17 protein-coding genes, 1 tRNA gene and 1 riboswitch are annotated in these 26,403 nt (G+C 42.4%); of the genes, 11 read left to right on the top strand and 7 right to left on the bottom strand.

Annotated elements, in window-relative coordinates; translation table 11 throughout:
- Window positions 1-6 precede the first annotated feature (6 nt).
- Together DFR58_RS05070 and DFR58_RS05065 are read right to left on the bottom strand one after the other, a co-directional pair.
- On the bottom strand, window positions 7-1,623 hold the full coding sequence (locus DFR58_RS05070) for a permease (RefSeq protein ID WP_114296726.1): 1,617 nt from the start codon (window positions 1,621-1,623) through the stop codon (window positions 7-9).
- A gap of 3 nt (window positions 1,624-1,626) precedes the next feature.
- Window positions 1,627-2,655, bottom strand: a complete 1,029-nt coding sequence (locus tag DFR58_RS05065) for a CobW family GTP-binding protein (protein ID WP_114296725.1) — start codon at window positions 2,653-2,655, stop codon at window positions 1,627-1,629.
- Window positions 2,656-2,863: 208 nt separating this feature from the next.
- On the opposite strand from DFR58_RS05065, the gene DFR58_RS05060 reads away from it, so the two are divergent.
- The gene (locus DFR58_RS05060) at window positions 2,864-3,463 is read left to right on the top strand and encodes a nitroreductase family protein (RefSeq protein ID WP_114296724.1); all 600 of its coding nucleotides are present in this window, start codon (window positions 2,864-2,866) and stop codon (window positions 3,461-3,463) included.
- 178 nt (window positions 3,464-3,641) lie between these two features.
- Here the strand turns inward: DFR58_RS05060 and DFR58_RS05055 are convergent, their stop codons facing one another.
- Window positions 3,642-4,994, bottom strand: coding sequence for an ATP-binding protein (locus DFR58_RS05055; RefSeq protein WP_114296723.1), 1,353 nt, complete (start codon window positions 4,992-4,994; stop codon window positions 3,642-3,644).
- A 265-nt stretch (window positions 4,995-5,259) separates the two neighbouring features.
- Window positions 5,260-6,516 carry a methyl-accepting chemotaxis protein gene (locus DFR58_RS05050; RefSeq protein WP_114296722.1) on the bottom strand — a complete coding sequence of 419 codons (1,257 nt, stop codon included), beginning with the start codon at window positions 6,514-6,516 and terminating at the stop codon, window positions 5,260-5,262.
- 423 nt (window positions 6,517-6,939) lie between these two features.
- Between DFR58_RS05050 and DFR58_RS05045 the strand changes: the two genes are divergently transcribed.
- The 3 genes from DFR58_RS05045 (at window position 6,940) to DFR58_RS05035 (ending at window position 11,062) form a co-directional block, all read left to right on the top strand.
- Window positions 6,940-8,319, top strand: coding sequence for a beta/alpha barrel domain-containing protein (locus DFR58_RS05045; protein WP_114296721.1), 1,380 nt, complete (start codon window positions 6,940-6,942; stop codon window positions 8,317-8,319).
- A gap of 101 nt (window positions 8,320-8,420) precedes the next feature.
- A complete protein-coding gene (locus tag DFR58_RS05040) occupies window positions 8,421-10,349 on the top strand; it encodes an aconitate hydratase (RefSeq protein WP_114296720.1) in 1,929 nt (642 codons plus the stop codon).
- A 32-nt stretch (window positions 10,350-10,381) separates the two neighbouring features.
- Window positions 10,382-11,062, top strand: a complete 681-nt coding sequence (locus DFR58_RS05035; RefSeq protein WP_114296719.1) for a GntR family transcriptional regulator — start codon at window positions 10,382-10,384, stop codon at window positions 11,060-11,062.
- Between the two features lie 259 nt (window positions 11,063-11,321).
- Here the strand turns inward: DFR58_RS05035 and DFR58_RS05030 are convergent.
- Window positions 11,322-11,397, bottom strand: a tRNA-Glu gene (locus DFR58_RS05030).
- Window positions 11,398-11,600: 203 nt separating this feature from the next.
- Here DFR58_RS05030 and DFR58_RS05025 point away from each other — a divergent pair.
- Genes DFR58_RS05025 through DFR58_RS05015 form a run of 3 tightly spaced genes read left to right on the top strand, consistent with a single transcriptional unit; the run spans window position 11,601 to window position 14,953 of the window.
- Window positions 11,601-12,986: an RsmF rRNA methyltransferase first C-terminal domain-containing protein gene (locus DFR58_RS05025; RefSeq protein ID WP_114296718.1), complete on the top strand. Its 1,386-nt coding sequence runs from the start codon at window positions 11,601-11,603 to the stop codon at window positions 12,984-12,986.
- 25 nt (window positions 12,987-13,011) lie between these two features.
- Window positions 13,012-13,740, top strand: coding sequence for a pseudouridine synthase (locus DFR58_RS05020; RefSeq protein ID WP_114296717.1), 729 nt, complete (start codon window positions 13,012-13,014; stop codon window positions 13,738-13,740).
- A gap of 31 nt (window positions 13,741-13,771) precedes the next feature.
- Complete coding sequence (locus DFR58_RS05015) at window positions 13,772-14,953, top strand: class I SAM-dependent methyltransferase (RefSeq protein ID WP_114296792.1); 1,182 nt, start codon at window positions 13,772-13,774, stop codon at window positions 14,951-14,953.
- Window positions 14,954-15,115: 162 nt separating this feature from the next.
- Here the strand turns inward: DFR58_RS05015 and DFR58_RS05010 are convergent, their stop codons facing one another.
- Window positions 15,116-17,236: a methyl-accepting chemotaxis protein gene (locus DFR58_RS05010; protein WP_170138040.1), complete on the bottom strand. Its 2,121-nt coding sequence runs from the start codon at window positions 17,234-17,236 to the stop codon at window positions 15,116-15,118.
- A gap of 152 nt (window positions 17,237-17,388) precedes the next feature.
- Window positions 17,389-17,519: riboswitch (cyclic di-GMP riboswitch) on the bottom strand.
- A gap of 157 nt (window positions 17,520-17,676) precedes the next feature.
- On the opposite strand from DFR58_RS05010, the gene DFR58_RS05005 reads away from it, so the two are divergent.
- Together DFR58_RS05005 and DFR58_RS05000 are read left to right on the top strand one after the other, a co-directional pair.
- Entirely contained in the window at window positions 17,677-18,129 is a 453-nt protein-coding gene (locus tag DFR58_RS05005) for a methylglyoxal synthase (RefSeq protein ID WP_114296715.1), read from the top strand.
- Between the two features lie 117 nt (window positions 18,130-18,246).
- Window positions 18,247-19,527, top strand: coding sequence for a M48 family metallopeptidase (locus DFR58_RS05000; protein ID WP_170138039.1), 1,281 nt, complete (start codon window positions 18,247-18,249; stop codon window positions 19,525-19,527).
- A 273-nt stretch (window positions 19,528-19,800) separates the two neighbouring features.
- Here DFR58_RS05000 and DFR58_RS04995 read toward each other — a convergent pair whose 3' ends face one another.
- Window positions 19,801-19,974: a small, acid-soluble spore protein, H family gene (locus tag DFR58_RS04995; protein WP_114296713.1), complete on the bottom strand. Its 174-nt coding sequence runs from the start codon at window positions 19,972-19,974 to the stop codon at window positions 19,801-19,803.
- 191 nt (window positions 19,975-20,165) lie between these two features.
- Here DFR58_RS04995 and DFR58_RS04990 point away from each other — a divergent pair, with 191 nt between their 5' ends.
- Together DFR58_RS04990 and DFR58_RS04985 are read left to right on the top strand one after the other, a co-directional pair.
- A complete protein-coding gene (locus DFR58_RS04990; RefSeq protein ID WP_170138038.1) occupies window positions 20,166-24,740 on the top strand; it encodes an S-layer homology domain-containing protein in 4,575 nt (1,524 codons plus the stop codon).
- 260 nt (window positions 24,741-25,000) lie between these two features.
- Window positions 25,001-26,350, top strand: a complete 1,350-nt coding sequence (locus DFR58_RS04985) for an ABC transporter substrate-binding protein (RefSeq protein ID WP_170138037.1) — start codon at window positions 25,001-25,003, stop codon at window positions 26,348-26,350.
- Window positions 26,351-26,403 lie beyond the last annotated feature (53 nt).

Here is a 26,403-nt window from a genome sequence, read left to right as displayed (position 1 = left end):
TCACTCCTATAACAGTATCGGTGTTAATAAGTACAGCACGGCAAAGGAGACAACGGCAATAGCAAGCACAAGCCTAATTACAAAGCTCTTTTTAAAGCTTCCTAAAAGCATGAGAAGGTTTTTTATGTCGAACATTGGGCCAAGCACCAGAAAGCCCATAATGGAGCTTAAGGGGAACTGCCCTGTAAAGGTGCGTGCTATAAAGGCATCTGATGTGGAGCATACTGAGAATATAAAGGCCGCAGCCATCATAACAAGCAGGGATGCAGCATTTTCTCCTCCCAGACCCGAGAGTACCTCCTTAGGGACAAAGGTAAGCATTACGGTGGAAATAAACGCTCCAATCACAAGAAACTTTCCCACCTCGAAAAACTCTGAAGCAGCGTGCATACATATTGCCTCAAGCTTTGGCATAAATCCCTTTTTTCCTGCGTATCCATTATCACAGAAGCCGCACGCACATGCATCCCGCCTTATGCTTCTATCATCAGCTAAAGGGCTGTTGTGAGGGAAAATCAGAAATACTATTCCAACTGCTACCGCAATAGCTATTCCCAGAAACGTCCTTAACAGAACCACCTTAACTTGTCCCGGAAACGCATAAAAGGTGGAGGCGATAACTATGGGATTAACTATCGGCGCGGCCAGCATAAATGTCATTGCCGCCGGGAGGGGGACTCCTTTTTTCACCAGTCTTCCCACTACGGGAACAATTGCACAGTCGCATACCGGGAAAAATATTCCTGAAATTACCGCGGTTCCAAATGCCACTGCATTATTACGGGGAAACATCCGTATAATGGTTTCTTCACTTACAAAAACCTGAAGTATGGAGGATATCAGCACGCCTACAAGTATAAAGGGAAAGGCCTGTATCAAAATGCTTATAAATACTGTGTTGAACAACTGAAGCCGGGAGAAATCAAGCTTAAATAGCCCTGTTGCTATGAATACCGTGTATAGAAAATATGAAACTGAAAACACGGCGAACAGCAAAAAAAGCACATCAGAGGGCTTGGAAATCAAGCCCGTTTTTTGTGGATACAGTGAGCCGCTGTCAATGGCTTTGCTGAGATCATCCTTAAAGGACACTGTAATTACCCTCGCCGAGCTGTTTATGGAGGAAAGGGTGCTTATTATTTTATTTATTTTATATTTCGAAGCATTATCGGCATTGTTGATAATAATTGCCTGACTGTTTACAATCTGCTCTTCAAGTATATTTCCCATATTGCTCATAAAGACATCAAACGTGGAGGCGTGCGCCATATGAAAAATCATATCGACACTGCACGTTCCCATTAGGCTGTAATGTCCCAGCACCGAAAGCAAATCTCCCACCCTTGACATACCGTTATGTTCTATAATAATCCTGTGGGGAAGATGCTTTTTTATAATTTCCGATATGTAAAGAGGGGTTATTGACCTTTCACTATCCACCCTTTTAATGTATACATCTCCGTTCTTGGAGGAGGGAGGGGATATTGCCTTTTCTTCTCCCGACTCACACTGGACCACCACAATGCGCTGCCCTGACATTCTCTTGCTTTTAATCAGCTGGTTTATAAAGGTGGTTTTGCCTGAGCCTAAAAATCCCGTTACTATATCTATTTGCGGTTTCATTCTTCACCTCGCCTGTGTATTAACCTTGAACAGCTCACATAGCCTGTCTTTTTTTAAATCCCTGCCTATTATACACAGGCGGCCGGTATAGCTTGAGGACGTGCTTTTAATGTCATACTCTCCCGATACATAGTCGAACTGTACCCACCTGCCATCCTGCACCTGTAATATACCCTTGCCTCGAAGCACCATTCCATATGACTTGCTTTCGCTTATGGACTTAAGAATATCCTCAAGCTGATTTTGTGAATATATTTTTGGGGTTTCGGCACCCCATGCGGTGAAGGTATCGTCTGCGCTGCCGGAATGCGAATGCCCATGCTCATGGCCGCAGCCGCAATGCGAATGCGAATGCCCATGCTCATGCCCACAGCCGCAATGCGAATGCTCATTTTTACAGGCATTTCTGATTTCCTTCTCAAGCAATTCCAGAGCATTCTGCTCCGCAGCGGAAATAATTATTTCTGCGTTAAGGTCTTCCCACGGGGTTGTTATGACATTGCACGTACTGTTTAGTGCATTTATTGAAGATACGGCTTGCTCCAGCTCCGTGCTGCCGCATTTTTGTGTTCTGCTTAGTATGACGGTTTTGGCTGATTTTATCTGATCCTTAAAAAATTCTCCGAAGTTTGAAAGATACATGGCGTACCTCTCGGTGTCAACCACGGTTATAAGCATGTTAATATTCAACAAGTCCTTAAGACGAGGACTTTTACAGGACTTTATTATATCCGAAAGCTTACCCACTCCCGAAGGCTCTATAATTATTCTCTCGGGAGAGTATTTTTGTATTACCTCGCTGACAGCCTTTTCAAAATCTCCTGCAAGTGTGCAGCATATGCAGCCTGAGTTGATTTCCTTGATCTCTATACCTGTTTTTTTTAGAAGAGAGCCGTCGATGCCTATTTCTCCAAACTCATTCTCTATTATTACAAGCTTTTCATAAAAAAGCTTTTCCTTAATAAGCTTTTTTATCAAGGTGGTCTTGCCCGCTCCTAAAAAGCCTGAAATAATGTCAACCTTTATTTTCATGGCTTAAAATCCCCCTTTAATACTGCTTTGCGGTATGGCGCCTTTTGCAGCAGCCTCTTACTATCTGCAAATAATATGCATTTTCACTATAGTATATACTATAAACAAAATCTTTGAACTATGCAATATGTTTTAAATATTGAGTTTAGCTTTAAATTTGAAGGGTAAAAATAACCTATGAAGGCTTAAAAAACGAGGAGGTAATAGAATGAGTATGGAAATTTATAAGGCTATTGCAAACAGACGATCTATTTATGGAATAAATAAAGAAACAGTGACCTCTGATGAGAGAATACAGGAAATAATAAGGTATGCCGTAAAGCATACGCCTTCCGCGTTTAATTCTCAGACGGGGAGGGCAGTGCTATTATTGAGAAACCACCATGACAGGTTATGGGATATTACCAACAAAGCCCTGAAGGCAATTGTTCTGGCAGAAAGCTTTGCAGAGACGGAGCAGAAGATAAATTCCTTCCGAAACGGCTATGGTTCTATTTTGTTTTTTGAGGATCAGAAAATTGTTGAAGGACTTCAGGAAAGCTTCCCTTTATATAAGGACAATTTTCCCGTCTGGTCCCAGCACTCCTCAGGAATTCTGCAATACATAACATGGACGTTGTTGGAGGCCGAAGGCTTCGGAGCCTCTCTTCAGCACTACAGCCCACTGATTGAGAGTGAGGTAAGGGAAGCGTGGAGTATACCCGAGAGCTGGAAGCTGATTGCCCAGATGCCGTTTGGGAAGCCAGCCGCACCTGCGGGAGAGAAGGAGTTCGGTCCGCTGGAGGAGAGAGTTAAGGTGTTTGGGTAAACGCCGGAACAATTTAAGGGAGGCTGCATTTTGCACCCTCCCTTAAATTTAAACCTTGACTGTCGTCAAAAGTGATATATAGCGATAAAGATTTTACATGGAGGATATAATTTGGGCGTCTTTTCGTTGCTATTAAAAATTTCTGTAAGCAATTATATCCTCTATGTTTGTAAAATCTTTATCGCGTCCTATATAGCCTATTGCTTTTTAGTGCCAGCCCAATCAGCTTATCGGTATAATCAGCCATGAACAGAGGAATATTGAGCATATCTCCGTCCAGCTTTAGATTATTCAGGGAAAAACGTATCCTTAGCTTGGTTTCATCCCCAAACTTCTCTTTAAATTTTTTGAGACTATGGCTTTCGGTATTAGATTCAGATTTAACCTCTACAGGAAGGATGTCATTTTCCCGCTGTATAAGGAAGTCCACCTCATAGGGAGGATTGACCTGAGACCAGTATCGGGGGGTTACCTCGAACTGATTTTTTAGTGCCTGCAGCACATAATTTTCCGACAGTGCGCCTTTGAACTCGGTAAACAGGCGGTTACCCTCCCCAAAAGCGGTAGGAGCCAAATGTGCAAGTCTTCGAAGTAAACCAATATCTACAAGGTAAAGCTTGAAAGACGATAAATCATCATAGGCCGAGATAGGCAGTCCGGGTGCAGAGCAGCGATAAATTTTACTAACCAAATTGGCGTCGACCAGCCACTGTAATGCATCCTCATATTCCCGTGCTCTGGCACCTTCCTTCACAGCCTTATATATAAACTTTTTATTTTCACGGGCAAGCTGAGAAGGGATTGATCTCCAAATCATTGAGATTTTCGGGAATTCACTTATCTCGGGGTGCTTGGCAAAATCCCGCTCATAGGCTCCTATAATATTGGATAGAGCTATCTGAACAGCCTCCACATCACGATCCTCAGTCCACATCAGAACCGGCTCGGGCATACCTCCGGTGACATAGTACATTTTCAGCTTTTCATACAAGGGATTAAAAAAGGCATCTGGTATAGGGGCAGGAGTGTCAACGCTGCTGAGATACTGCGCCAGATTTTTATCACCATTTGCCATTAAAAATTCGGTGAAGCTCATGGGGTTGATTTGAAGGAAATCGACCTTACCCACTGGGAATGAGGACGGTTTGGACAGCGCAATACCAAGCAGCGATCCTGCACAGGCAACATGATACTGGGGCGCATTCTCGCAGAAGTACTTCATTGAATTGATAACCTTTGGACAGTCTTGTATCTCGTCAAAAATAATCAGCGTATTTTCTGCTTGGATTTTCTGCGCACTGGCCAGAATCAGATTTTGCAGAATTCGATCCACGTCCTTAGTGGTTTCAAAAAACTGCCTGTATTCCTCGTGTTCGTCGAGATTAAAATAGGCGACATTTTCGTAGTATCGCTTACCGAATTCTTTAAGGAGCCACGTCTTGCCTACCTGCCGCACACCCTTTAAAATCAGCGGCTTACGATGCTTGGAGAGCTTCCATTTCAATAAATCATTTAAAATAAGCCGTTCCATCTTACACCTCTATCACATTTATATATATGTAGCGATAAAGATTTTACATGGAGGATATAACTTAATGTAAGCAATTATATCCTCTATGTTTGTAAAATCTTTATCACGTCCTATATAATTAGTATATACCATTTTGATATGTATCACAACCAAAATCACAGAATTATTTATATTTTAGTGATTTTTATCACACTTTTATTTGAAAAAGTGTGATAAAAAATTCCTGTGACACAGGCCACAGGAATTCAGTAAACAAAGGTATGTACTATCTTATTTTATATTTTTTAAGCTTCTTATCAAGCTCCTGTACCAGCGAATCCAGACTTTCGGCATCAATCTTCATGTCCTCTATTGCCTTAAGCTGCTGATCTGTGGTTGCGGCTACTTCCTCGCTGGAGGCTGCAGTCTGCTGGGATACAGATGAGATATTTTCAATTGCCGCAATAACCTCATTTTTATCCGTCTGCATTTTTGTGACAGACTCGTTAACTTCATTTATCTTAGTTACAATAGCCCTAATTGCGTTTGCAATGTCGTTAAAGGAGCTGTCTGTCTTGTTAACTGCGGCATTCTGCTCCTGAGACACCTTTTTCATTATCTCCATCGACTGTATGGCAAGCCCCGATTCCTGCTGTATGCTCTGCATGAGGTTGTTGATCTCCTCGGTGGATTTCCTGCTCTGGTCAGCCAGCTTCCTGACCTCCTCTGCCACAACCGCAAAGCCTTTTCCTGCTTCTCCCGCTCTTGCCGCCTCTATCGCGGCATTTAATGCAAGAAGGTTTGTCTGCTCTGCTATAGTTTCTATAGACTCTACAAAAAGGCCGATATCCTTTGTAGTATTTGTAAGCTTTTCAACAACTGAAAATATCTTTTCAGAGGTATTGAAGTTTTCTTCCGACTTATCCCTCAGAATATTGACGGATTCAAGACCTACATTATTTAACTCATTAATTCGCGTGGTTTCCTGTGTTATCTTATTGTAGCTTTCATAGACAAAATTAATCTGCTCGGAAAGCTTTTCAACCATACTTACACCCTGTTGAGCTTCTTGAGCCTGTTCGGAGGCTCCCCTTGCAATTTCGTCTATGGTTTTGGATATTTCAGTCATGGCGGATGAAGCATCTTGAGAAGTTGAACTCACCCTTCTTGAGGATTGTATAATGGAAAGAGACAGAGTAAAGAAGCCTTCTATTAATGTGCGTATATCGCTTAGGACAGAGTTTACACTGGTAGACATGCCCTTAAAAATGCCATAGCTGTTAGAGTCTACAAGCCTTGAAAAATCCCCCTTCTTGATTAATTCCATTTCGTTTGTAAAGGATATAACCAGTTTTTTAAGCGAGGATTCCAAAAATAATTTTGCAATAATAGGTGAAACAACACCTGCCAGCAGAAAGAAGATAAAAGAACCCCATTGCTTTGTTATAAAACCTGATATAATTCCCCAAACAACACCTGCCAATAATGAGAATAAAATTGAGAGACTGAAAGCATTAACCTTGTTTTTTTCTGTATCCTTCATATTGTTTCCCTCCAAATTTAATAACGATTAGTGAGTTGCGAGCTTTGTTGCAATTTGTTATAAGGTAAATAAGGGTTCGACATAAATTCTTAAAACTCCTTCTTTTTTTGTTGATCTTTTGTTTAACGAAAGCAGAAAAGCTTAACGATTAGATAATAACACAAAGAGTGAGATATTTTTATATATTGCCCGTATTGCTAAGCGGCTAAATTTGAAAAACTTCCAGATATAGGGGAAGGATGCGCTTCTATCTACTTTAAAGTATATAAGCCTTGAGCGGGAAATATACTAAAATACTTTAGTATTAAAGTATTTTATTGACATTGATTGCACTATTGTATACAATTATACACATATACAAAATTACTATATAGAAGCGATGCGGCTGCAATTTATAAAAATGAGATTGGTGAGGGGATAGATATGATAGAATTTAATAAAAGAACAAATACTTTAGAGCAGACCCAGTATAGATATTCACTTCAGGATGTAGCCCAGCCCAACCTTTACAGGGAAATTTTCAGCTATGATGAGATACCGAAATGTACTTTCAACCACAGAAGGGTGCCTATGCATCCTGCCGACGAGATATGGATCACCGATACCACCTTCAGAGACGGACAACAGTCGAGGGCTCCATATACTGTCGAGCAGATAGTTCATTTGTTTGACCTTTTACATAAGCTTGGAGGACCAAACGGGATAATAAGGCAAAGTGAATTTTTCCTGTACAGCGATAGGGATAAGCAGGCGGTATACAAATGTCAGGAGAGGGGATATCGTTACCCGGAGGTGACAAGCTGGATCAGGGCTACAAAGAGTGACTTTCAGCTTGCCAAGGATATGGGTATGAAGGAAAGCGGGATTTTAGTGAGCTGCTCCGATTACCATATTTTTAAAAAGCTTAATATGACAAGAAGACAGGCTATGGAGCACTACATGGGGATAATAAAAAGTGCTATTGAGGTGGGAATAAAGCCCAGATGCCATTTTGAAGACATAACCCGCGCGGACTTTTACGGCTTTGTCGTTCCCTTTGCCCTTGAGCTGAGAAAGCTTATGGAGGAAAGCGGAGTGCAAATAAAAATCCGTGCCTGCGATACCATGGGATACGGTGTGTGTTATCCCGGAGCCGCACTTCCCAGAAGTGTGCCGGGCATAATATACGGGCTGCGTCATCATGCAGGCTTCCCCAGTGAATTGATAGAGTGGCATGGGCACAATGATTTTTATAAGGCTGTTTCAAATTCATCCATTGCATGGATGTATGGGGCCTCAAGCGTTAACTGCTCACTTCTTGGGATAGGGGAGAGAACGGGGAATACTCCTTTGGAGGCAATGGTTATTGAATACGCACAGCTAAGAGGTACAACTGATGGAATGGATACCACGGTAATAACCGACATCGCAAGGTACTATGAGGACGAAATAGGGTATAAAATACCTTCCAGAACTCCCTTTGCAGGAAAGTATTTTAATGTGACGCAGGCGGGGATACATGCCGACGGACTTTTAAAGGATGAAGAAATTTATAATATATTTGACACGGCAAAAATACTTAAAAGACCGATAGGGGTGGCAATAAACCAGGGCTCAGGGCTTGCCGGCATTGCACATTGGATAAATTCGTATTTTGAGCTGTCGGGGAGTGAGAGGCTGGATAAAAAGGATGCGAGGATAGCGGTAGTTAAGGAATGGGTTGACGGGCAGTACAGGGACGGCAGGGTGACGGCAATAGGCGACGATGAGCTTTTACAAGCCATAAGTCTTTTAGTGCCCGATATGCCGGGGTTTGGCAAGTAATATTCATTACAAGTAATGTTCATTACAAGTAATGTTCGGTGCAAACAATGTTCATTGTAAACAATGTTTACTAATTTAATTATATACAGGGAGGATTTATAATGGGACAAAATCTGGCACAGAAGATTATAGGGGATCACCTTATAAGCGGGGAAATGAAAGCGGGAGAGGAAATATCCATAAGGATAGACCAGACGCTGACGCAGGATTCAACAGGAACCATGGCATATCTGCAATTTGAGGCCATAGGGATACCCAGAGTTAAGACAAAAAAGTCGGTGGCATATATTGACCACAATACACTTCAAGCGGGCTTTGAAAATGCCGATGACCACAAATATATACAGACTGTGGCATCAAAGCACGGCATATATTTCTCAAGGCCGGGGAACGGCATTTGTCATCAGGTGCAGCTTGAAAGATTCGGAGCTCCGGGGATGACGCTTTTAGGGTCTGACAGCCATACTCCCACGGGAGGCGGAATAGGAATGCTTGCCATAGGTGCGGGCGGGCTGGATGTTGCAGTGGCAATGGGAGGAGGCCCGTACTACCTCATGATGCCCAGAGTCTGTAAGGTTAATTTGAAGGGAAGCTTAAAGCCGTGGGTTTCGGCTAAGGATATAATTCTTGAGGTCTTAAGAGTGCTGTCGGTAAAGGGTGGAGTAGGGAAGGTAATAGAATATGCCGGAGAAGGAATAAAAAGCCTTACCGTGCCTGAAAGGGCGACTATAACAAACATGGGAGCGGAATTGGGAGCTACAACCTCCATTTTCCCAAGTGATGAAGTAACAAGGGAATTCTTAAAAGCACAGGGAAGGGAAGCTGACTGGACAGAGCTGCTTCCCGACACCGACGCTGCATATGAAGAAGAGATAGAAATAGATCTTACAGAGCTGCGTCCTCTGGCGGCACAGCCGCACAGCCCGGATAATGTCGCTTCGGTAGCCGAGATAGGTAAAATAAAGGTGGATCAGGTTGCGATAGGAAGCTGCACCAACTCGTCATATATGGACATGATGAAGGTTGCAAAAATCTTAAAGGGCAAGACAGTAAAGCCTGATGTCAGCCTTGTCATATCTCCGGGGTCGAAGCAGGTGCTCACCATGCTTGCAAAGAATGGCGCGCTGGCTGATATGGTGTCGGCAGGTGCGAGAATACTTGAGTCGGCGTGCGGACCATGTATTGGTATGGGGCAGGCACCCGCCTCAAATGCGGTATCTCTCAGAACCTTCAACAGAAATTTTGAGGGCAGAAGCGGCACGGCATCTGCGAGGGTATACCTTGTAAGCCCAGAGGTTGCTGCCGCAAGTGCTGTTGAAGGTGTATTGACAGATCCCCGGGACTTAGGAGAGGCACCCGTTATAGAAATGCCTTCGAGCTTTGAAATTGACGACAATATGGTAATAGCTCCGGCTCCCGAGGGCAAAGAGGTCGAGGTAGTAAGGGGCCCCAACATAAAGCCCTTCCCTATAAACAGCGAGATGGCGGAAAGAGTGGAGGGAAGTGCCTTAATAAAGGTCGGAGACAACATTACCACCGATCATATAATGCCTTCAAACGCAAAGCTTTTGCCTTTCCGCTCCAATATTCCGTATCTTGCCGAGTTCTGCCTGACGCCCTGTGACGCGGAATTTCCCAAAAGAGCAAAGGAATCGGGCGGAGGCTTTATAATAGGGGGGTCAAACTACGGACAGGGCTCCAGCCGTGAGCACGCTGCTCTTGCGCCCTTACAGCTCGGGATAAAGGGAGTGCTTGCAAAATCCTTTGCAAGAATTCACATGGCAAATTTAATAAATTCGGGTATTATCCCCATGACCTTTCAAAATGAAGAGGATTATGACAAAATAGATGAGGGAGACAGGCTGGAAATTGAGAATGCGAGAGAGCAGATAAAGGCCGGGGATTGCCTGACAATACGCAATATCACAAAAAATACCGACATAAGGGTTAACATCTCAGTCTCAGGAAGGCAGACGGATATGCTGCTTGCGGGAGGACTGCTTAATTACACCAGGAAGCAGAGCAAATAAAAAAAGAGTACTCTTCAAAGAGGGAGAGGGATATGGCTAAAATTCAGCATAATGAAAACGAAAACAATTTAAGCTCTTTAAGAGGCAAGGTTTTTATACAGTTGCAAAACGATATCTTAAATGGTAAGTACCAGTCCGGGGACAGCCTTATTGAAACAAGGCTGTCCGAGGATCTGGGTGTGAGCAGAACCCCTATAAGAGAAGCCATAAGGCAATTGGAGCTTGAGGGGCTTGTCCGGTCTATACCCAATAAGGGAGCGATTGTTACTGGGATATCCGATCAGGATATTGAGGATATATATACAATAAGGATGATGATTGAGGGTCTGGCCTCAAGATGGGCAGCTGAAAAAATTACTCAGACAGAGCTTCAGGAATTAAAGGAAGCGTTTGATATGGAGGAATTTTATACCGTGAAAAATGACACGGCTCATCTGCTGGAGCTGGATTCAAGATTTCATGATATAATATTTAAGGCAAGCAAAAGCAAGCCCCTTATTCATACCTTAAGCACCTTTCATCACTATGTTCAAAGTGCCAGAAATGCTTCCCTTTCCTCTCCCGGAAGGGCTAAAAAGGTGCTGGAGGAGCACCGTGCCATATTGCAGGCCATAATTGACAAGGATCCTGACAGGGCCGAGCTGCTCACCAACCTGCATGTGAAAAATGCCAGCATGAATTTAATCAAAAATAAAAATCAAAGCGGTATATGATTATGACATATGAACTATATATGTAGCGATAAAGATTTTACATGGAGGATATAGTTTGATGGAAGAAATTTTTTTGACCCGTAAGGAATACATCTAAGAAAAGTGCCTGATGACAGACCCGGAGACGTTTCCCCGCAAGGCATCTTTTCGTTGCTATTAAAAATTTCTGTAAGCAATTATATCCTCTATGTTTGTAAAATCTTTATCGCGTCCTATATAAGATATAATATAAAAGCCATTCCTTTAAAGGAATGGCTTTTGGTGACCCATAGGGGATTCGAACCCCTGTTACCGCCGTGAGAGGGCGGTGTCTTAGGCCACTTGACCAATGGGCCGCAAATCTGACTGCAAAAAACATTATAACATGGATATAATAAAAATACAATAAAAAATTTTTATTTAATTATTTACCATAATTTTCTTTAAGATAACCACTTATGCAGTCAAATCATGAATTGGAGGTATGGAAATTTGCAATGGAACTTTAACACTGTGATGTGCTATAATACCACTATAAAAATTAAAGTTTGGAGCCTTTATGAGATTACCTGAGGATTTTTTAAATAAAATGAGTGCGCTTATGGAGAAGGATGAGTATGAGAGTCTCATACAATCCTATGAAAAGCCGAGGTACTATGGACTAAGAATCAACACCCTTAAAATAAGTGTGGAAGAGTTTTTAAAAATTTCTCCCTTCGAGCTGGAGCCCATTCCATGGGTGAGGGACGGATTTTACTACAGGGAAGGAGAAAGCCCGGGGAAGCACCCTTATTATAACGCGGGGCTGTACTATATACAGGAGCCCAGTGCTATGCTTCCGGGTGAGGTGGTAGATTCACAGCCGGGTGAGCGTATCCTTGACCTGTGTGCGGCACCGGGGGGGAAAACGGTGCAAATCGCCGCTGGCATGAAGGGAAGGGGAATTCTTGTAGCTAATGACATAAGCTCCGACAGGGTAAAGGCTCTTATAAAAAATATTGAGCTATGCGGAGTAAGAAATGCCATAGTTACTAATGAAACCCCTCAGAAGCTTGCCGGTGCATTCCCTGAATTTTTTGACAAGATACTGGTGGATGCTCCCTGCTCGGGGGAGGGCATGTTCAGAAAGGATCAGGATGCTGTAAAAAGCTGGGAAAAGTTTAAAAGCGAAAAATGCTCCGCAATGCAGTGGGACATACTGGAGCAGGTGGATAAAATGCTGAGGCCGGGCGGATATATTATATATTCAACCTGTACGTTTTCGCCCGAGGAAAACGAAAAAATGATATCGGCCTTCTTAAGCCTTAATAACGGGTATGAGGTTGTTGAAATATCCACAGTCGGGGGCATGGAGCGCGGCAGGCCCGGGTGGGCGGAGGGCAACCAAGCAGTGGCCGGTACGGTGAGGCTTTGGCCGCATAGAGTTAAGGGTGAGGGGCATTTTGCGGCATTGCTCAGGAAAAAAGCGGGGGAAAGCAGGGCGGCTGCTTACATTCCTTCTGACTCTGACAGCCGGAACGATGTCAGGCTTAATTTTTTTAGGAGCTTTGCGGAGGAAAACCTGAGTGAGGACTTAAATATTGGCGGCGGGGGATACTTTGATATAAAGGGAAGCAATCTGTATGCTTTTCCCGAGAGAGTGCCCGAGCTTAAGGGAATAAGGGTGGCGAAATTCGGATGGTATCTGGGAGAGTTTGGCAAGAACAGATTTGAGCCGTCACACTCTATGGTTGTCTCTTTGAATAAGCAGGATCTAAAAAACACAATTGATTTTGCATGTGATTCAAAAGAGCTGTCCAGCTATCTAAAGGGCGAAACGCTTATGCTGGAGGGAGAAAAGGGCATGAAGGCGGTATGTGTTAACGGATATACATTAGGATGGGCCAAGCAAATGGATTACATGCTTAAAAATCTTTACCCCAAAGGGTGGAGAAGGATGTCATAAAGCTTTGGAGGATATTAAAGAGGCGATGAAAGAAACTCAAAGGCTGGATAAGATTTTGTCCAATCTGGGCTATGGCACCAGAAAGGAGATTAAGCAGGCGGTGAGGAGCGGGCTGGTAAAGGTAGACGGTATTTTTGTCTCCGACAGCGGAATGCATGTTGATCCTTACGGAAGCAGGATAGAAATAGCAGGGGAGACTGTTAATTACAAAAAACATATTTATGTTATGATGAATAAGCCCCCGGGGGTGGTTTCCGCTACTTATGACAAGCGGCTTAAAACTGTGGCGGACATTTTGCCCGATTCCTTTAAGGTATTTGAGTTGTTTCCTGTGGGAAGGCTTGATATAGACACTGAAGGGCTTCTGCTGATGACCAATGACGGACAGCTTGCCCACGGGCTGCTTTCTCCGAGAAGGCATGTGTCTAAAAGGTATTATGCCGTAGTAGACGGAGAGGTTACGGGGGAGGACGTATTAAGCTTCAAGGAGGGCATAACCATAGACGACGGATATACAACGATGCCGTCGGAACTGCAAATACTTGAGGCAGGCAGGCAGTCAAAAATTGAGCTTACAATATATGAAGGAAAATTTCATCAGGTTAAGAGAATGTTTCAGGCTGTAGGCAAAAGGGTGGAGTATTTAAAAAGAATACAGATGGGAGGCTTAAGGCTTGACGAACATTTAAAGACAGGTGCCTCAAGAGAGCTCACGGGCGAGGAGGAGGCTATTATTAAGGACGTGCTTGCATAGCGGAGAATATTTACGGAAGGCTGAGAAGAAAATGAACAAGCAAAATGTGAAGAAGCTGGAACTGCTTCTAAAAGGAATAGAACAAAGAGCGGCTGAAAACTACGATTATTTTCAGGGCATTTCCGCAGTATATAAATCGGGCACAAAGGAATTTGCCGCTAAGGTTGTGCCATTAGATAACAAGTTGAAAATAAGCTTTAACGGAAGCAGTGAGGTTATAGAAACAGACATGCTTTCAGGAAGGCTTGCGGGCTATGCCGGGAGCTATGACGCCGTTGCCGTGGAATATGATGAAAGAGGCTCATCCATATGCATAGAGGCGGACAATAAAAATGTAAAAATGAAAAGCCGTGAAAATAGTGCTGAGACGCCTAACCCTTTCGGGCAAGAGCATTATAAAGGAACAGCCCCGGCGCAGGCGGGGGGCAGGGACTATCTTATAAGGCTGGGTCAGGCTGACCCTCTTCTTAAGGAAATGGGGATTTTAAGCCGGGATGGAAAGCTGAAAAACGACATGATCCGTAAATACAACCAGATAGACCACTTTGTAGAGCTCATAAGCGGAATACTTGAGGATATGTCCCAAAGCTGTGCATCCATTACTGTAATAGACTGCGGCTGCGGCAAATCATATCTAACCTTTGTATTGAATTACTACATAAAAGAGGTGCTTAAAAGGCCGTGCCATTTTATAGGGCTGGATTCCTCCGAGGCTGTTATAGAGGCTTCTCAAAAAATGGCGGGGAATCTTGGATACAAGAACATGGAATTTATTGCAACCGATATAAGGGGCTACACCTCCCACAGGAGCATTGATCTTGCAATAAGTCTTCATGCGTGCGACACTGCAACCGATGAGGCCATGGCGCTGGCTGTCAATAATGGGGTGAAGGCAATGGTAATGGTTCCATGCTGCCATAAGCAGCTTCTGGGACAGTATTCCTATCCTCCCTTCAAAGGGATTTTAAAGCATGGAATATTAAAGGCAAGAATGGCGGATACACTTACAGAGGGAATGAGAATGCTTCTTCTTGAGGCTGCGGGGTACAGCACCTCCATAGTAGAGTATATTTCTCCTCTTGAGACACCTAAAAATCTTATGATAAGAGCTCAAAAAACAAAAAAGAAAAATGAGCAGGCTCTTAAAGAATACATTGAGCTTAAAAAGCTTTTAGGCGTGGAGCTCACGCTTGAGAAGCTTATAAACTTATAAATTGAAAGAACAGGGGGCGCGGAACGCCACAGGGGGCGTTCCGTACGAGGATATTTAAGCCCCATCGTAGGGAACACCCCCCGTGGTGTTCCGCCCCCCGTGCATAGCGTTCCGTACAAAAATAAAGCGCAAGGACGATTAATCTCTGCGCTTTATTACAGCCTATATCTTAAACTGTGATATAGCGGTGTCAAGCTCCTGTGACATTACATTGAGATCCTTGGCCAGAGCTGCCAGCTCCTCTGTTCCTGCAATTTGCTCCTGTGTGCTTGCGGAAACCTCCTGCGCTGTTGCTGCGGATTGCTCCGATACAGCCGAAACATTTTCTATTGTGCTGAGGGTTTTTTGTCTGAATATTGATATTTCTTCTACCGAGCCTTCCATATGCCTTATTTGCTCTGATATGCCTTCCATAGCGTAAAGTATGGTCTTGAAGGACTCATCGGTTTGGGAAACTGCCTCGGACTGCTGCTGTATTATGTCGCTTGCAGAATTAGCCTCCTCTGCGGTAAGCTCGGATTTGTGCTGTATGGTGTTTAATATTCTGTTAATAGTAACCGATGCATCCTTAGACTGTTCAGCCAGCTTTTTCACTTCGTCTGCCACAACAGCAAAGCCTCTTCCTGCTTCGCCTGCTCTTGCAGCCTCTATTGCAGCGTTCAGCGACAGCAGGTTTGTCTGCTCTGATATATCTGCAATAAGCTTAACTATTTTCTTGATCTCCTTCATATCATCATTCAGACTGTTGATGTCAACAACTATTTTGGAAGTAACCGCTTTTGTATCCTGAGCTTTGTCATTGAGAATTTTGACGGTATCTAAAGCACCCTTGCTCAGAGATCTGGTATTGTCAACAACGGAGGATACGTTTCCGGCATCACTGCTTACCTTGTTTATGCCATCCGACAGCCTTCCCATATGCTCCATTCCCTGCGCTATTTCAGATGCCTGATCGGAGGCGCCTCTGGCAATTTCCTGTATTGTTAAGGATATTTGCTCCGAGGCTGCAAAGGAACGCTGGGAGGAGGCTGCAATTTTTTCAGAGCTGCTAAGAACCCTATGGGTTGAGGCCTGAACCTTTGATATAAGCGAACGTATGTTTTGAAGCATTTGATTGAAATTACCGATTACCTCACCTATCTCGTCCCTGCTGTTGTCCTTAACCGCTATTGCCAGATTCCCGTTCTTTGCCTCAGACATAAAGTTACTCAGGCTGGAAAGAGGGATAGAAATACTTTTAGCTATTATAAAGGATAATATTATGGAAACCAGCATGGAAACAACAAAAAACATCACTATGAAATTCTTTATTGTGTTAGGGTCGGCATTAATATAATCATACGGTATGGACGCAATGGCGTACCAGCCCGCTGACTGTATATAAGAGTGCGCTATAAGGCAGTCTTTGTTGTTTATAGTGTATTGAAAGGTTTCACTTTCTCCCGAAATTAAATTTTGCATAATTGATTTTTCTTTAAATTCCGTACCGAAGAGCTCAGGGGATGAGCCGGAAATTACAAATCCATCCTGAGTCAGAAGCGTTATTTCAGAGCCTTCTCCGAAGTTGATATTTTTCAACACACTTTCCATTGCACTGGGTTTGAGGTATGCAAATATATAGCCTATATCCTTTGCAGAATAATAGGAAGCAATTTTTCGCCCTAAAATTATACAGTCTGTAAAACTGTTGTCCTCTGTTGCTTTATAATAGGCCCATATAACAGAACTGCCGCTTTCGGAAAGGAGGTTGATATACTTGTCCTTAAGCTCCTTGTTTTTGCTCATGGGGCCCGGATTATAGCTGATGACGGCATCACTGCCAATCTTAAATATATCTGCCGACAAAACCTCGGGGGTTGATAAAAATTTAGAAAACATTTGCTGCGAGATATTGCTGGTGATTCTCACATCTTGCATACTGTCGCCTGTTTCCAAATCTGCAATACCATACCGTATTTCCCTTGACAGGGCCAAATCCATAAGGCTTGAGTCATACTTGCCCAAATGTGTCTGACTGATGGAAGAAAACTGCCCTATCATTTGAGAAGAATATGACTGGATCTTTTTTGTAATTGCCTCACTGGATTTTTTGTAGGCAAGAATTCCTGTGGTGCCAAGAGTAATAATTGAAATAAGAGTAAAAGAGACAATTAGACGCATCTGTATTTTGGTGTTTCTAAGCGGGTTTGCGAGACTTGAGATGCCCTTGGAAATACCCCCCGCTATTCCACGGGTCTTCTTATCTGTGGCCGACTTTGTAGTGTTACTCGTTTTGAGCTTCATTGCAATTCCCTCCATAGTTCATAACATCATTATAAATTTTACATGAAAATATAAAAAAGCAGGCCGGCTAACAATCTATCCCGTCAAGATGTGGTTTTATCGAATTAGGCTGCAGCAAGAAAGCCTGCAAGATATCACAAAACAGATCACATATTGGCGGCTCAACCGTCATAGTAAGCTATTACCTAACAATAAATTGGCGGGCAGCCCATTGTTAAATAATTTATACCGTAGACTTGTAGCTTTGTGCCCCCGCCTTTCGACGGGTTTACTATTTTCAATATTTTATCATATTGGATTATTATACTACATAAAACGAGTTTATTCTACAAAAAAATCAAAAAATAGCTCCGCGTGCAACGACGTATTTCGACATTCTCTTGCAATTATGCCTTAGGCACGGTAAAATTATAATGTAAATAATATTAAAGGAGATGACTATGGACAGCAATATGTTGAATAAACAGAAATACATAGCTTTAGTAGCGCACGACAATAGAAAAAGGGATCTTATAGATTGGGCAAAATCCAATTATGATGTTCTTTGTAAGCATTTTCTATGTGGCACGGGTACTACTGCCACAATGATAACCGAGCAGACAGGGTTACCGGTAAAGGGCTATAAAAGCGGGCCGCTGGGAGGAGATCAGCAAATAGGAGCGCGCATAACAGAAGGAAAGGTAGATTTTATGATATTCTTCTGGGATCCGTTATCGTCACAGCCTCATGATCCCGATGTAAAGGCACTTTTAAGAATTGCGGTGCTGTATGACATTCCCGTTGCAATGAACCGTTCATCAGCAGACTTTATGCTGAACTCACCATTGATGGAGCAAGAGTACCAAAGAAATGTTATTGATTACTACAATAAAATACCAAGGGATATTAGATAAATTTAGTATGCTTTGTACGGTTAAGGCTCTTTAAATTTTACAAGGTATTTTTCAGCTCTCTCCGGAATAGCTTATATTAATACTTATAAGCGTTATGGATGGATGTGTATTAATTCTATGAAGAGAGGGCTTAAGATAGCTATTTTCGTTCTGGCAATTATTCTGGCAGGCTTTATGCTGAGTCTCGCATCTACTGAGTCTTCAAACAACAGCATTCTTAAAAGCAGGTATTTTTCCTCAGGCTCAAATGCTTCGCAGGACATGATATCGGTACCTGCACCTTCCGAAAAAGCATATGAATTCCGTATGAATACTGTGGCAGTATGGAGCGTCAAGCTTATTATGGGATTTGCGGTGCCCATGTTTTTCCTGTTTTCAGGATTGTCAGCGGGCATAAGAAGCTGGGTTGCAGGAAAATTTAAGAGAAGATTTTTGATAATTGCGCTGTACTGCACAGCTTTCTCGGCGTTAAGCTACATTATATACCTTCCAATTGATTTTTACAGCGGCTTCATAAGGCTGCACAGCTATGGGCTTTCGGGGCAGACACCGGGGAGCTGGTTTAGCGACTCCTTAAAGATGCTTGTGATGGATGTGGTTTTCAACACTATAATTGTATGGTTTTGCTACACTGTAATGACAAAGGCTCCTAAGCGTTGCTGGCAGTATATAGCAATAGCCGCACTGCCTTTTTACATATTAATGTACTACATATCTCCAATTTTTATAGACCCTCTTTTCAACCAATACACTCCTTTAAAGGATAAGGCTCTGGAACAGGAAATCCAAAGCCAGCTCCACCGCGCTTCTATAAACAACTGCTGTCTCCTTGAGTCCGATATGAGCTCACGCACAAATCAGATGAATGCATATATGACAGGAATTTTCGGTTCTAAAAGGATTGTTCTGTGGGATACCACTATAAAAGGGCTTACAACAAACGAGATTTTAAACGTTACAGCTCATGAGGCGGGACATTATGTAATGGGGCATGTATGGAAATCCATTCTGGTCAACTGCATTATTGTGCTAGTGGGGGCGTTTGCGGTGATTAAGTCGTCTAGCTGGGTATTGTCCCAAGCCGGAAATTCTATGGGCTTTGTGAAGCTTCATGACATAGCCTCTCTGCCGTTACTAATTATAATGATAAATCTTGTGCTTTTTATTTCAGCGCCTGCCTCCAATGCCATAACGCGGTATACCGAAAGGGAGGCCGACAGGTTTGCTCTGGAGCTTACGCAAAACAACAGGGCGGCGGCAAGGATGCTGATAAAAATGCATTACAGAAGCCTTTCAATTCCCCAAAGCGGGATTGTATACAGGCTTTGGGCCTGTGATCACCCCGAGCTTCAGGAAAGAGTGGACTTTGCCAATTCGTACAGGCCATGGGAAAGATGACAGGGTGACAAGGGGACGCTGTTGACACACTGTAAGCGTGTCAACATCCCCATCAGACTGTGTGAAAACTATTTTGAGTGAAATTTCAAGCTATAATTCTTGCAAAAATGTAGCGGAGGAATCTTGGGGACGGATTCGTCCGCTTCCGCAGCGTAGCGAAGGACCGAAGGGAAAGCGGAGGAACCGTACCCCATGATGCCGCAGCGGTGGCGGGCTGCAATTTCTTTGGCAATTTTGAAGTTTTCACACGCTCTGCCGTCTCCCCGACACACCTTAATGCATGGTTACAAGCCCGTTTACAGGCACCTCGCTTTCCTTTCCCGTTTCTAGAAACCTCACCTTTGCCTTATTGCCCTTTACCGACAGTATCCAGACCGGGGAGTTCTCATAAAGCACGTCGATTTTTTCAGGGGAGTCCACAATTTGCATTGTCATTTTTGCATCCATTTTATAATCTCCTTTTATAATTTTTATTAGTATTTCACTATATACATGGAGTTATTACATAGCAAGTAGGGACGGTTCTTGCCTTGCTCTGTTTGCTTTGCTTGTTTTTTTGCAATATACTGTAGAATAATAGGCAAATGTGTTATATAATAACATTAACAATTATAAAAATTTCCGAAAAGAGGTACAAAATGAAAAAAACATACTCATTCTTAGCAGTTTTAATTATTTGTTTTACTTTTTTATTTTATTCACATGCATTTGCAGAGGATGATTACGGAGATAGCTTTGAAACCGCCACACCCATACAATTGGATACTGAACTGTCTGGAAATTTGGACGGTAATTCCGACACGGATTATCTTATGTTTACGCCTTCAGAAGATGGCGAATATTATATTGAGATCCAATATACACTTCCTTACTCTATGGATATCCCGGTAAATGTTTATGATAGCGATAAATATAGAGTGTATCAAAAGGACTTGAACCATGTATTTCTAGAGAAAGGGGTAACTTATTTTTTAGAGGTGCCAAATCCCCTTATTGTTACTACAGAAAGCGTGTCTTATAATATAAAAGTAATTCAAACTCCCGATAACTATGGTAATGATTTCTCATCTGCCAAAATAATAGATCCCGGAAGCCAGATAGAAGGACAACTCAGTCCATTTGTAGATGAGGCCTTTTTTCAATTCACGACAGATAAGGAGGGTTATTATGCAATTTCTATAGAAACTGACGAAAATGCTTCATTTGACTTTAGGCTTTACAATGATGAGTATGAAGGAGTTCCTTTTTCCATAGAATATAATTACCAGAGTATATATGCCATAAGCACATTAAGCGAAAATCAAACCTTATATTTTAAATTGGTAAATAATAATATTTATGACACAGCTAATTATAAAATAGCTATTGATTACATGGAGGATGATTATGGGAATGACATTTCTTCCGCCCAGAGCATTAATCTGAACCAGTCAATTTCAGGCAATCTTGAGACCTGGTCTGACCGCGATTATTTCAGTTTTATAACAGAAGAAGCGGGGTATTATTGCATTGATTTTGGAGGAGATACATATAGGATGTCTTCCACTTTATACGATGAAAACGGTATTGAAATTGTGTCTGCAACCGACAAACTGCATGTTCCCATAGTAAAGGCTTTAGATAAAAATAAAAAGTATTACATTAAAGTATACTCACGCGGCCAGATTTTAAATTATACTCTGTCTGTAAAAAAGGTCACAGACGATTTTGGTGATGATATAGACACCGCCCATCTGTTGCAGGAAAACAACAAGATTGAGGGTTTTCTGGACTTTTATTCGGATATTGACTTTTTTGAGTTCTCACCATTAGAGGATGGTCATTATAAAATTCAAGCAACACGTAAAAGCTCTTCATATTTACATGTTTACTTATATGATGATTTAGGAAACTTAGTTACTAATAGTACAAATGGTAGGTGGAGTAATTTTCAATTTACTACAACAAGCAGTCTGAAGAAAAGTAAAAAATATTTTATCAAGATATGCAACGATGAACAATACGCTGGGGATCAATACTTCAAGGAGGATCAATACAGCACTGCAAAATATACTCTGAACATAAGCTTTTATGCCGAAGATGATCACGGAAACGAATTTGATACCGCCACGGATATAAAAAGCAACGAATATATCAGTGGTAACTTTGAGATCTCAGAGGATATTGATGTTTTCAGATTTGTGCCGGAGAAAAGCGGAAAGTTTTTAATAAAAAAGACAGGCCCAACAAATCTAAAAGCATCAATATACGATAAAGACAGACAATGCATCAAAGAGAAAACTGAACTTAGCATATTACAGGAGCTTACGGAGGGACAGCCCTATTATATCTATATTTCAAAATATTCAGGTGTTTCCCCGAATAGTTATGTCTTTGCTGTTATTGACTTGGACTCTAATGAGGTTGCTCCATTTACAGTTGAATCTCAGGATAATTTACATGGGATAGCAATAAGTAATGTCAAAATATATTATAAGAAGGGAAATTCCTCCTATACGGCCATAGACAGATCTGAAATTTGGAATAAGTCTATGATCCATATTGAAAATGCCGATAGAAATTCTTCGCCTGCTAAAAGCACAGTAGTAATCAGCGGCCTGGACTGGGACATCGCAGATACCTATCTGATATGGATATGGAATGGCTACACATTACACAAGGCTACTGTGAAAGAACGCGATGCGGGAAAATCGATAGTTCTTAAGCGTGATGGAAGCTTTGTGGATTTGAACATAGATGTAGATTTTAAAGATAATCTTTTCAACACGATCCTTATACAATTAAACTATATTTGCGATGACGGATCGAGTGTTTTAGCCGAAGAAATGTATCACTGTGCTGTTCCATCAGTTCCCCAAGGCAGCTACAATATAAGGGTAAAGGCTGAAGATCAAGGCCATACTTATGCCTTGTTCAGAAAAAATTGCAACTTATCCAGCACTCAAAATTCTATAAGCTTTACAGCTCAAGATGTCTCCGAACTAAAAATAAACATGCAGGGGGAGGATAATGAAGGACCATGGGCAGAATCAATTTTCCTTCCTTCCTTAGAAGGGTTTAGCGATTCATACATTAGTCTATCTAGTACTTCCGATACAAAAAAACCCTTATACATAAGTAAACTTGGAAATCAAAGTGTCAGCATTGAAACTCTTGCTAGAAATTATAAGGATTCAGACATTATTGTTCCTTTTATTGAAAATCATAAGGATTCAGACATTATTCCTCCTTCTACTGGAAGTAGTGGGTCTTCAGGAACTATTCGCTACTATTACTATACTTATTCAATTCCTGTGGATACCAATAAAAATAATGACATTTACCTTGATGCTAAATTCAAGTCTGTTCTTAATTTAGATAGCCCATATTATCTCCCGGGCTCTCAAATGGATTTGACAGGAAATTTAGGAATATTTGACTCATATAACAATAATGTATATAGGATATTAAATCTAGAAGACCCTAAACAGTTAGGAAACACTCTGGAATTCAAATCAGGAGACAAAACGGTACTCTCCATACCTGATATAGACCTGCAGAATCCAGTTATAACGTTCCCCTCTGAAGAAGGCACATACCAATGCACCTTCAGCGTTAAGGACTCTTTGATACCAATTGAGCCTGTTACAGTACAGGTCAGGGTACAAAAGGCTCCGGATAAAGTAAGCGTGCAAAGCATAACCATAAGCGGAGGGAGCGCAATAAGCTCAAAAGGCGGCACGCTTCAGCTTGCGGCTAATATACTTCCGGATAATGCCTCCGACAAGTCGGTAATCTGGTCCGTGTCCAACGAAAATGGCTCTATTACCGATAAGGCAACTATATCTACAAACGGATTGCTTACAGCCAAATCCGACGGCAAAGTAAAGGTAGTGGCGGCAGCCGGAGACGGGTCAGGTATAACCGCTTCACTTGTGGTAACAATTTCAAATCAGTCCGATGAGGGTAACCCGCCTTATATTGGCGGCGATAATGTCGGCGGTACTCCTCCTCCCGCTGTTGTACCTCCTGCTGAACAGCCGGACATAGCTCCTGGTAAAAACGGGGAGGCAAGGATTGCCCAAAAGGCTCAGTACAGCTCTGCTACAGGTGAAAGCAAGGCTTTCGTTGATATGGATGCTTATAAAAAAGCACTTGGGATGGCAAAGCCCAATGCCGATGGAAATAAAACAATAGTATTGGAGATACCGGAAGACAAAAAGGCAAAAGCATATGTGCAGCAGCTCCCCGCCGAAGTATTCACTAAAGCTTCCGCAAATGAGACTGTGCAGATCATCACAGGCTTCGGCGCTGTTACCGCTCCCTGCAGAATGCTTGATGCTTCCGACATAAAAGGTGCAAAGAATATTTCATTAACAGTGTCCAGAGCAAGCAAGGACGGTATTGATTCCGTAACACAGTCACTTATAGGTGACAGCCCCGTTATCGATCTGAGTCTTAATGCCGATGGCAAAGTAATCTCATGGAGCAACCCCGACGTGCCTGTTGAAATATCCATACCCTATGTACCCACCGCAGAGGAGCTGAAGGCTCCCGAGCACATAGTGGTATGGTACATAGACGGCAGCGGTAATGCAATTCCCGTTCCTAATGGAAGATACAACCCACAATCTAAAATGGTCACGTTTACGACGACACATTTCAGCAAATACGCAGTCGGATTTACCAGAAAGACTTATAGTGATATAACGAAATACCCATGGATTATAAAGCCCGTAGAGGTGCTTGCATCTAAGGGAATAATTGAAGGTGCGTCAGACGGCGGCTTTGCTCCCGATCAGAACATCTCAAGGGGAGAATTTATGATGTGGCTGGTTAAGACCCTTAACCTCAACGCCGGATTTGACACCAACTTTTCCGATACCGTTAAGGAAGACAGATGGTATGAAGCACTGGGAATTGCCAAAAAGCTTGGAATAGCACAGGGCGGCGGAAATAACACCTTCTCGCCTGAAAAGCAGATATCAAGACAGGATATGATGGCTCTTACCGTAAGAACACTGAAAGCAGCGGGGATAAACGTACAAAATGTCAAAGCGGCAGACCTGAGTAAATTTGCGGATTCATCCCAAATTGCCTCTTATGCAAAGGAAGACGTTTCAACCATTGTGGGACTTGGCTTTATTCAGGGAAGCGGAAAGAATCTGAACCCTACGGGAACCACCACAAGGGCGGAAGTGGCAATAATGCTTTACAGGATTTACAATATGTAAAACAACAAGGCGAAAATAAATGGCGGTTTTTCATATTAGTTTTATGCTAATCTGAAAAACTGCCATTTTCTATTAATACCCAAAAAACAACATTATAATGTATTAAAAATACATGCACACTGGAATGAATAGTCCATTTCTATTCAAGCTGATTCATTTTATAATGAAACTATGAGAGATCTCTACATTAACAAGTATAGATAAATAGAAATTTATTAGAGAAAGGAACAGATTTGGATATGTTTATCAGAAGAAATGGATTGATAAGGACCGTAACATCGGTAGTTTTATGTTCTGTGCTGATAGCCTCTTTTGCAGGCTGTGGCAATACGAGCTCTTCAGGAGGAACACAGACAACTGCGTCAACAGATGCCTCCGTTTCAACCGATTCCGTAAGCACAGATACGGAAAAAAAGGAACCCATTACCCTGACTTTCTCCACCTTTAACAACTGGGGAACAGCCCAGAACGCTGTATCTATAGGTATTTCTCTTTATGAAAAAGGAACCGGGAATAAAGTAGAGCAGCAGTTATATCCCGATGATCAGTTTATGAATGTTATAAAGACCAAGCTTGCGACAGGTGATGTTCCTGATTTTATCGCCACATATGCAAGCCGTAAGGGTAACGTACCTTTGGATTTACTTGAGCCCTTGGATGGCGAAGAGTGGATAACACAGATTAGACCGGGCTTAGATAGCTTTTGTACGAGAGAGAGTGATGGGAAATGGGTGGTGGCACCCGTTGGAGCCTTATCCTATTTAGGTGCAATCTATAATAAGGATGTGTTCAAAAAGGCCGGTGTTTCACTCCCGCTTAAGAATTATGAGGATTTGCTTGCGGCGTGTGAAGCAATTCAAAAAATCGGTGTAGCCCCTATCCAGCCTGCGAATAAGGATAATGCCGCCTTTATATGGGATTTGATCGGTGATCATTATTTGTATGAGAAAAATCCTGATATAGCTAAAAACATCGCTGCCAATAAGCTGAATCCTTCTGAAAGCCCGGAAATTAATGCCGCTTATCAGCGTATTGTTGACTTGAAAAAGTATTTTAAGTCGGATTATGCTTCTGCAACGGGTATGGATGGTCTCAAGCAGGTAGCTAACGGCGAAGTGGCTATGTTTGCCAATGGATCATGGTGCTACGGAATATTGAGCAAGGATTATGCCGACAAAATGCCCAGCTTAGGAATTATGCCGATATCGCTGGGTGACGATTATCAGGCGGTTACACGTACCGGCCCTCAAAACGGTTTCGCTATTCCCAAGAAGTCCAAGCATATAAATGAAGCAAAGGAATTTATAAAATATGTTATGACTCCTGTGGTTGCAGGTGCCGTTGCAGAAGTTGCTCCGGGTACGTATCCTTTGAACGTGGATACCAGAAAGAGCTCATGGGATTCGGAAATGGAAGGCTACGTCGAACAAGGGCTTCCTACGAAAAACCAGACAATGGATGAGTATTTTGGTTCCTTTGATGTAGGACCGGGCTTCCAGGATAGTGTACAGACTATGCTCTTGGGCAAACCTATAAAGTCTGCTCTTAATGAGGAGTGGTACAAGAAGATGGCGGATCTGAACAAATCAAAGAGAACACCCGGATGGTAACAGCAAAAATTAATTGAATGGCAGCTTACATGCCTTGCATGGGCAAGGCATGT

The sequence above is a fragment of the Anaerobacterium chartisolvens genome (genome assembly GCF_003337415.1).
In the GTDB taxonomy this organism is placed as follows: domain Bacteria; phylum Bacillota; class Clostridia; order Acetivibrionales; family DSM-27016; genus Anaerobacterium; species Anaerobacterium chartisolvens.
The sequence above is the reverse complement of the archived record's forward strand: the minus strand, read 5'-3'. Positions and strand labels throughout refer to the sequence as shown.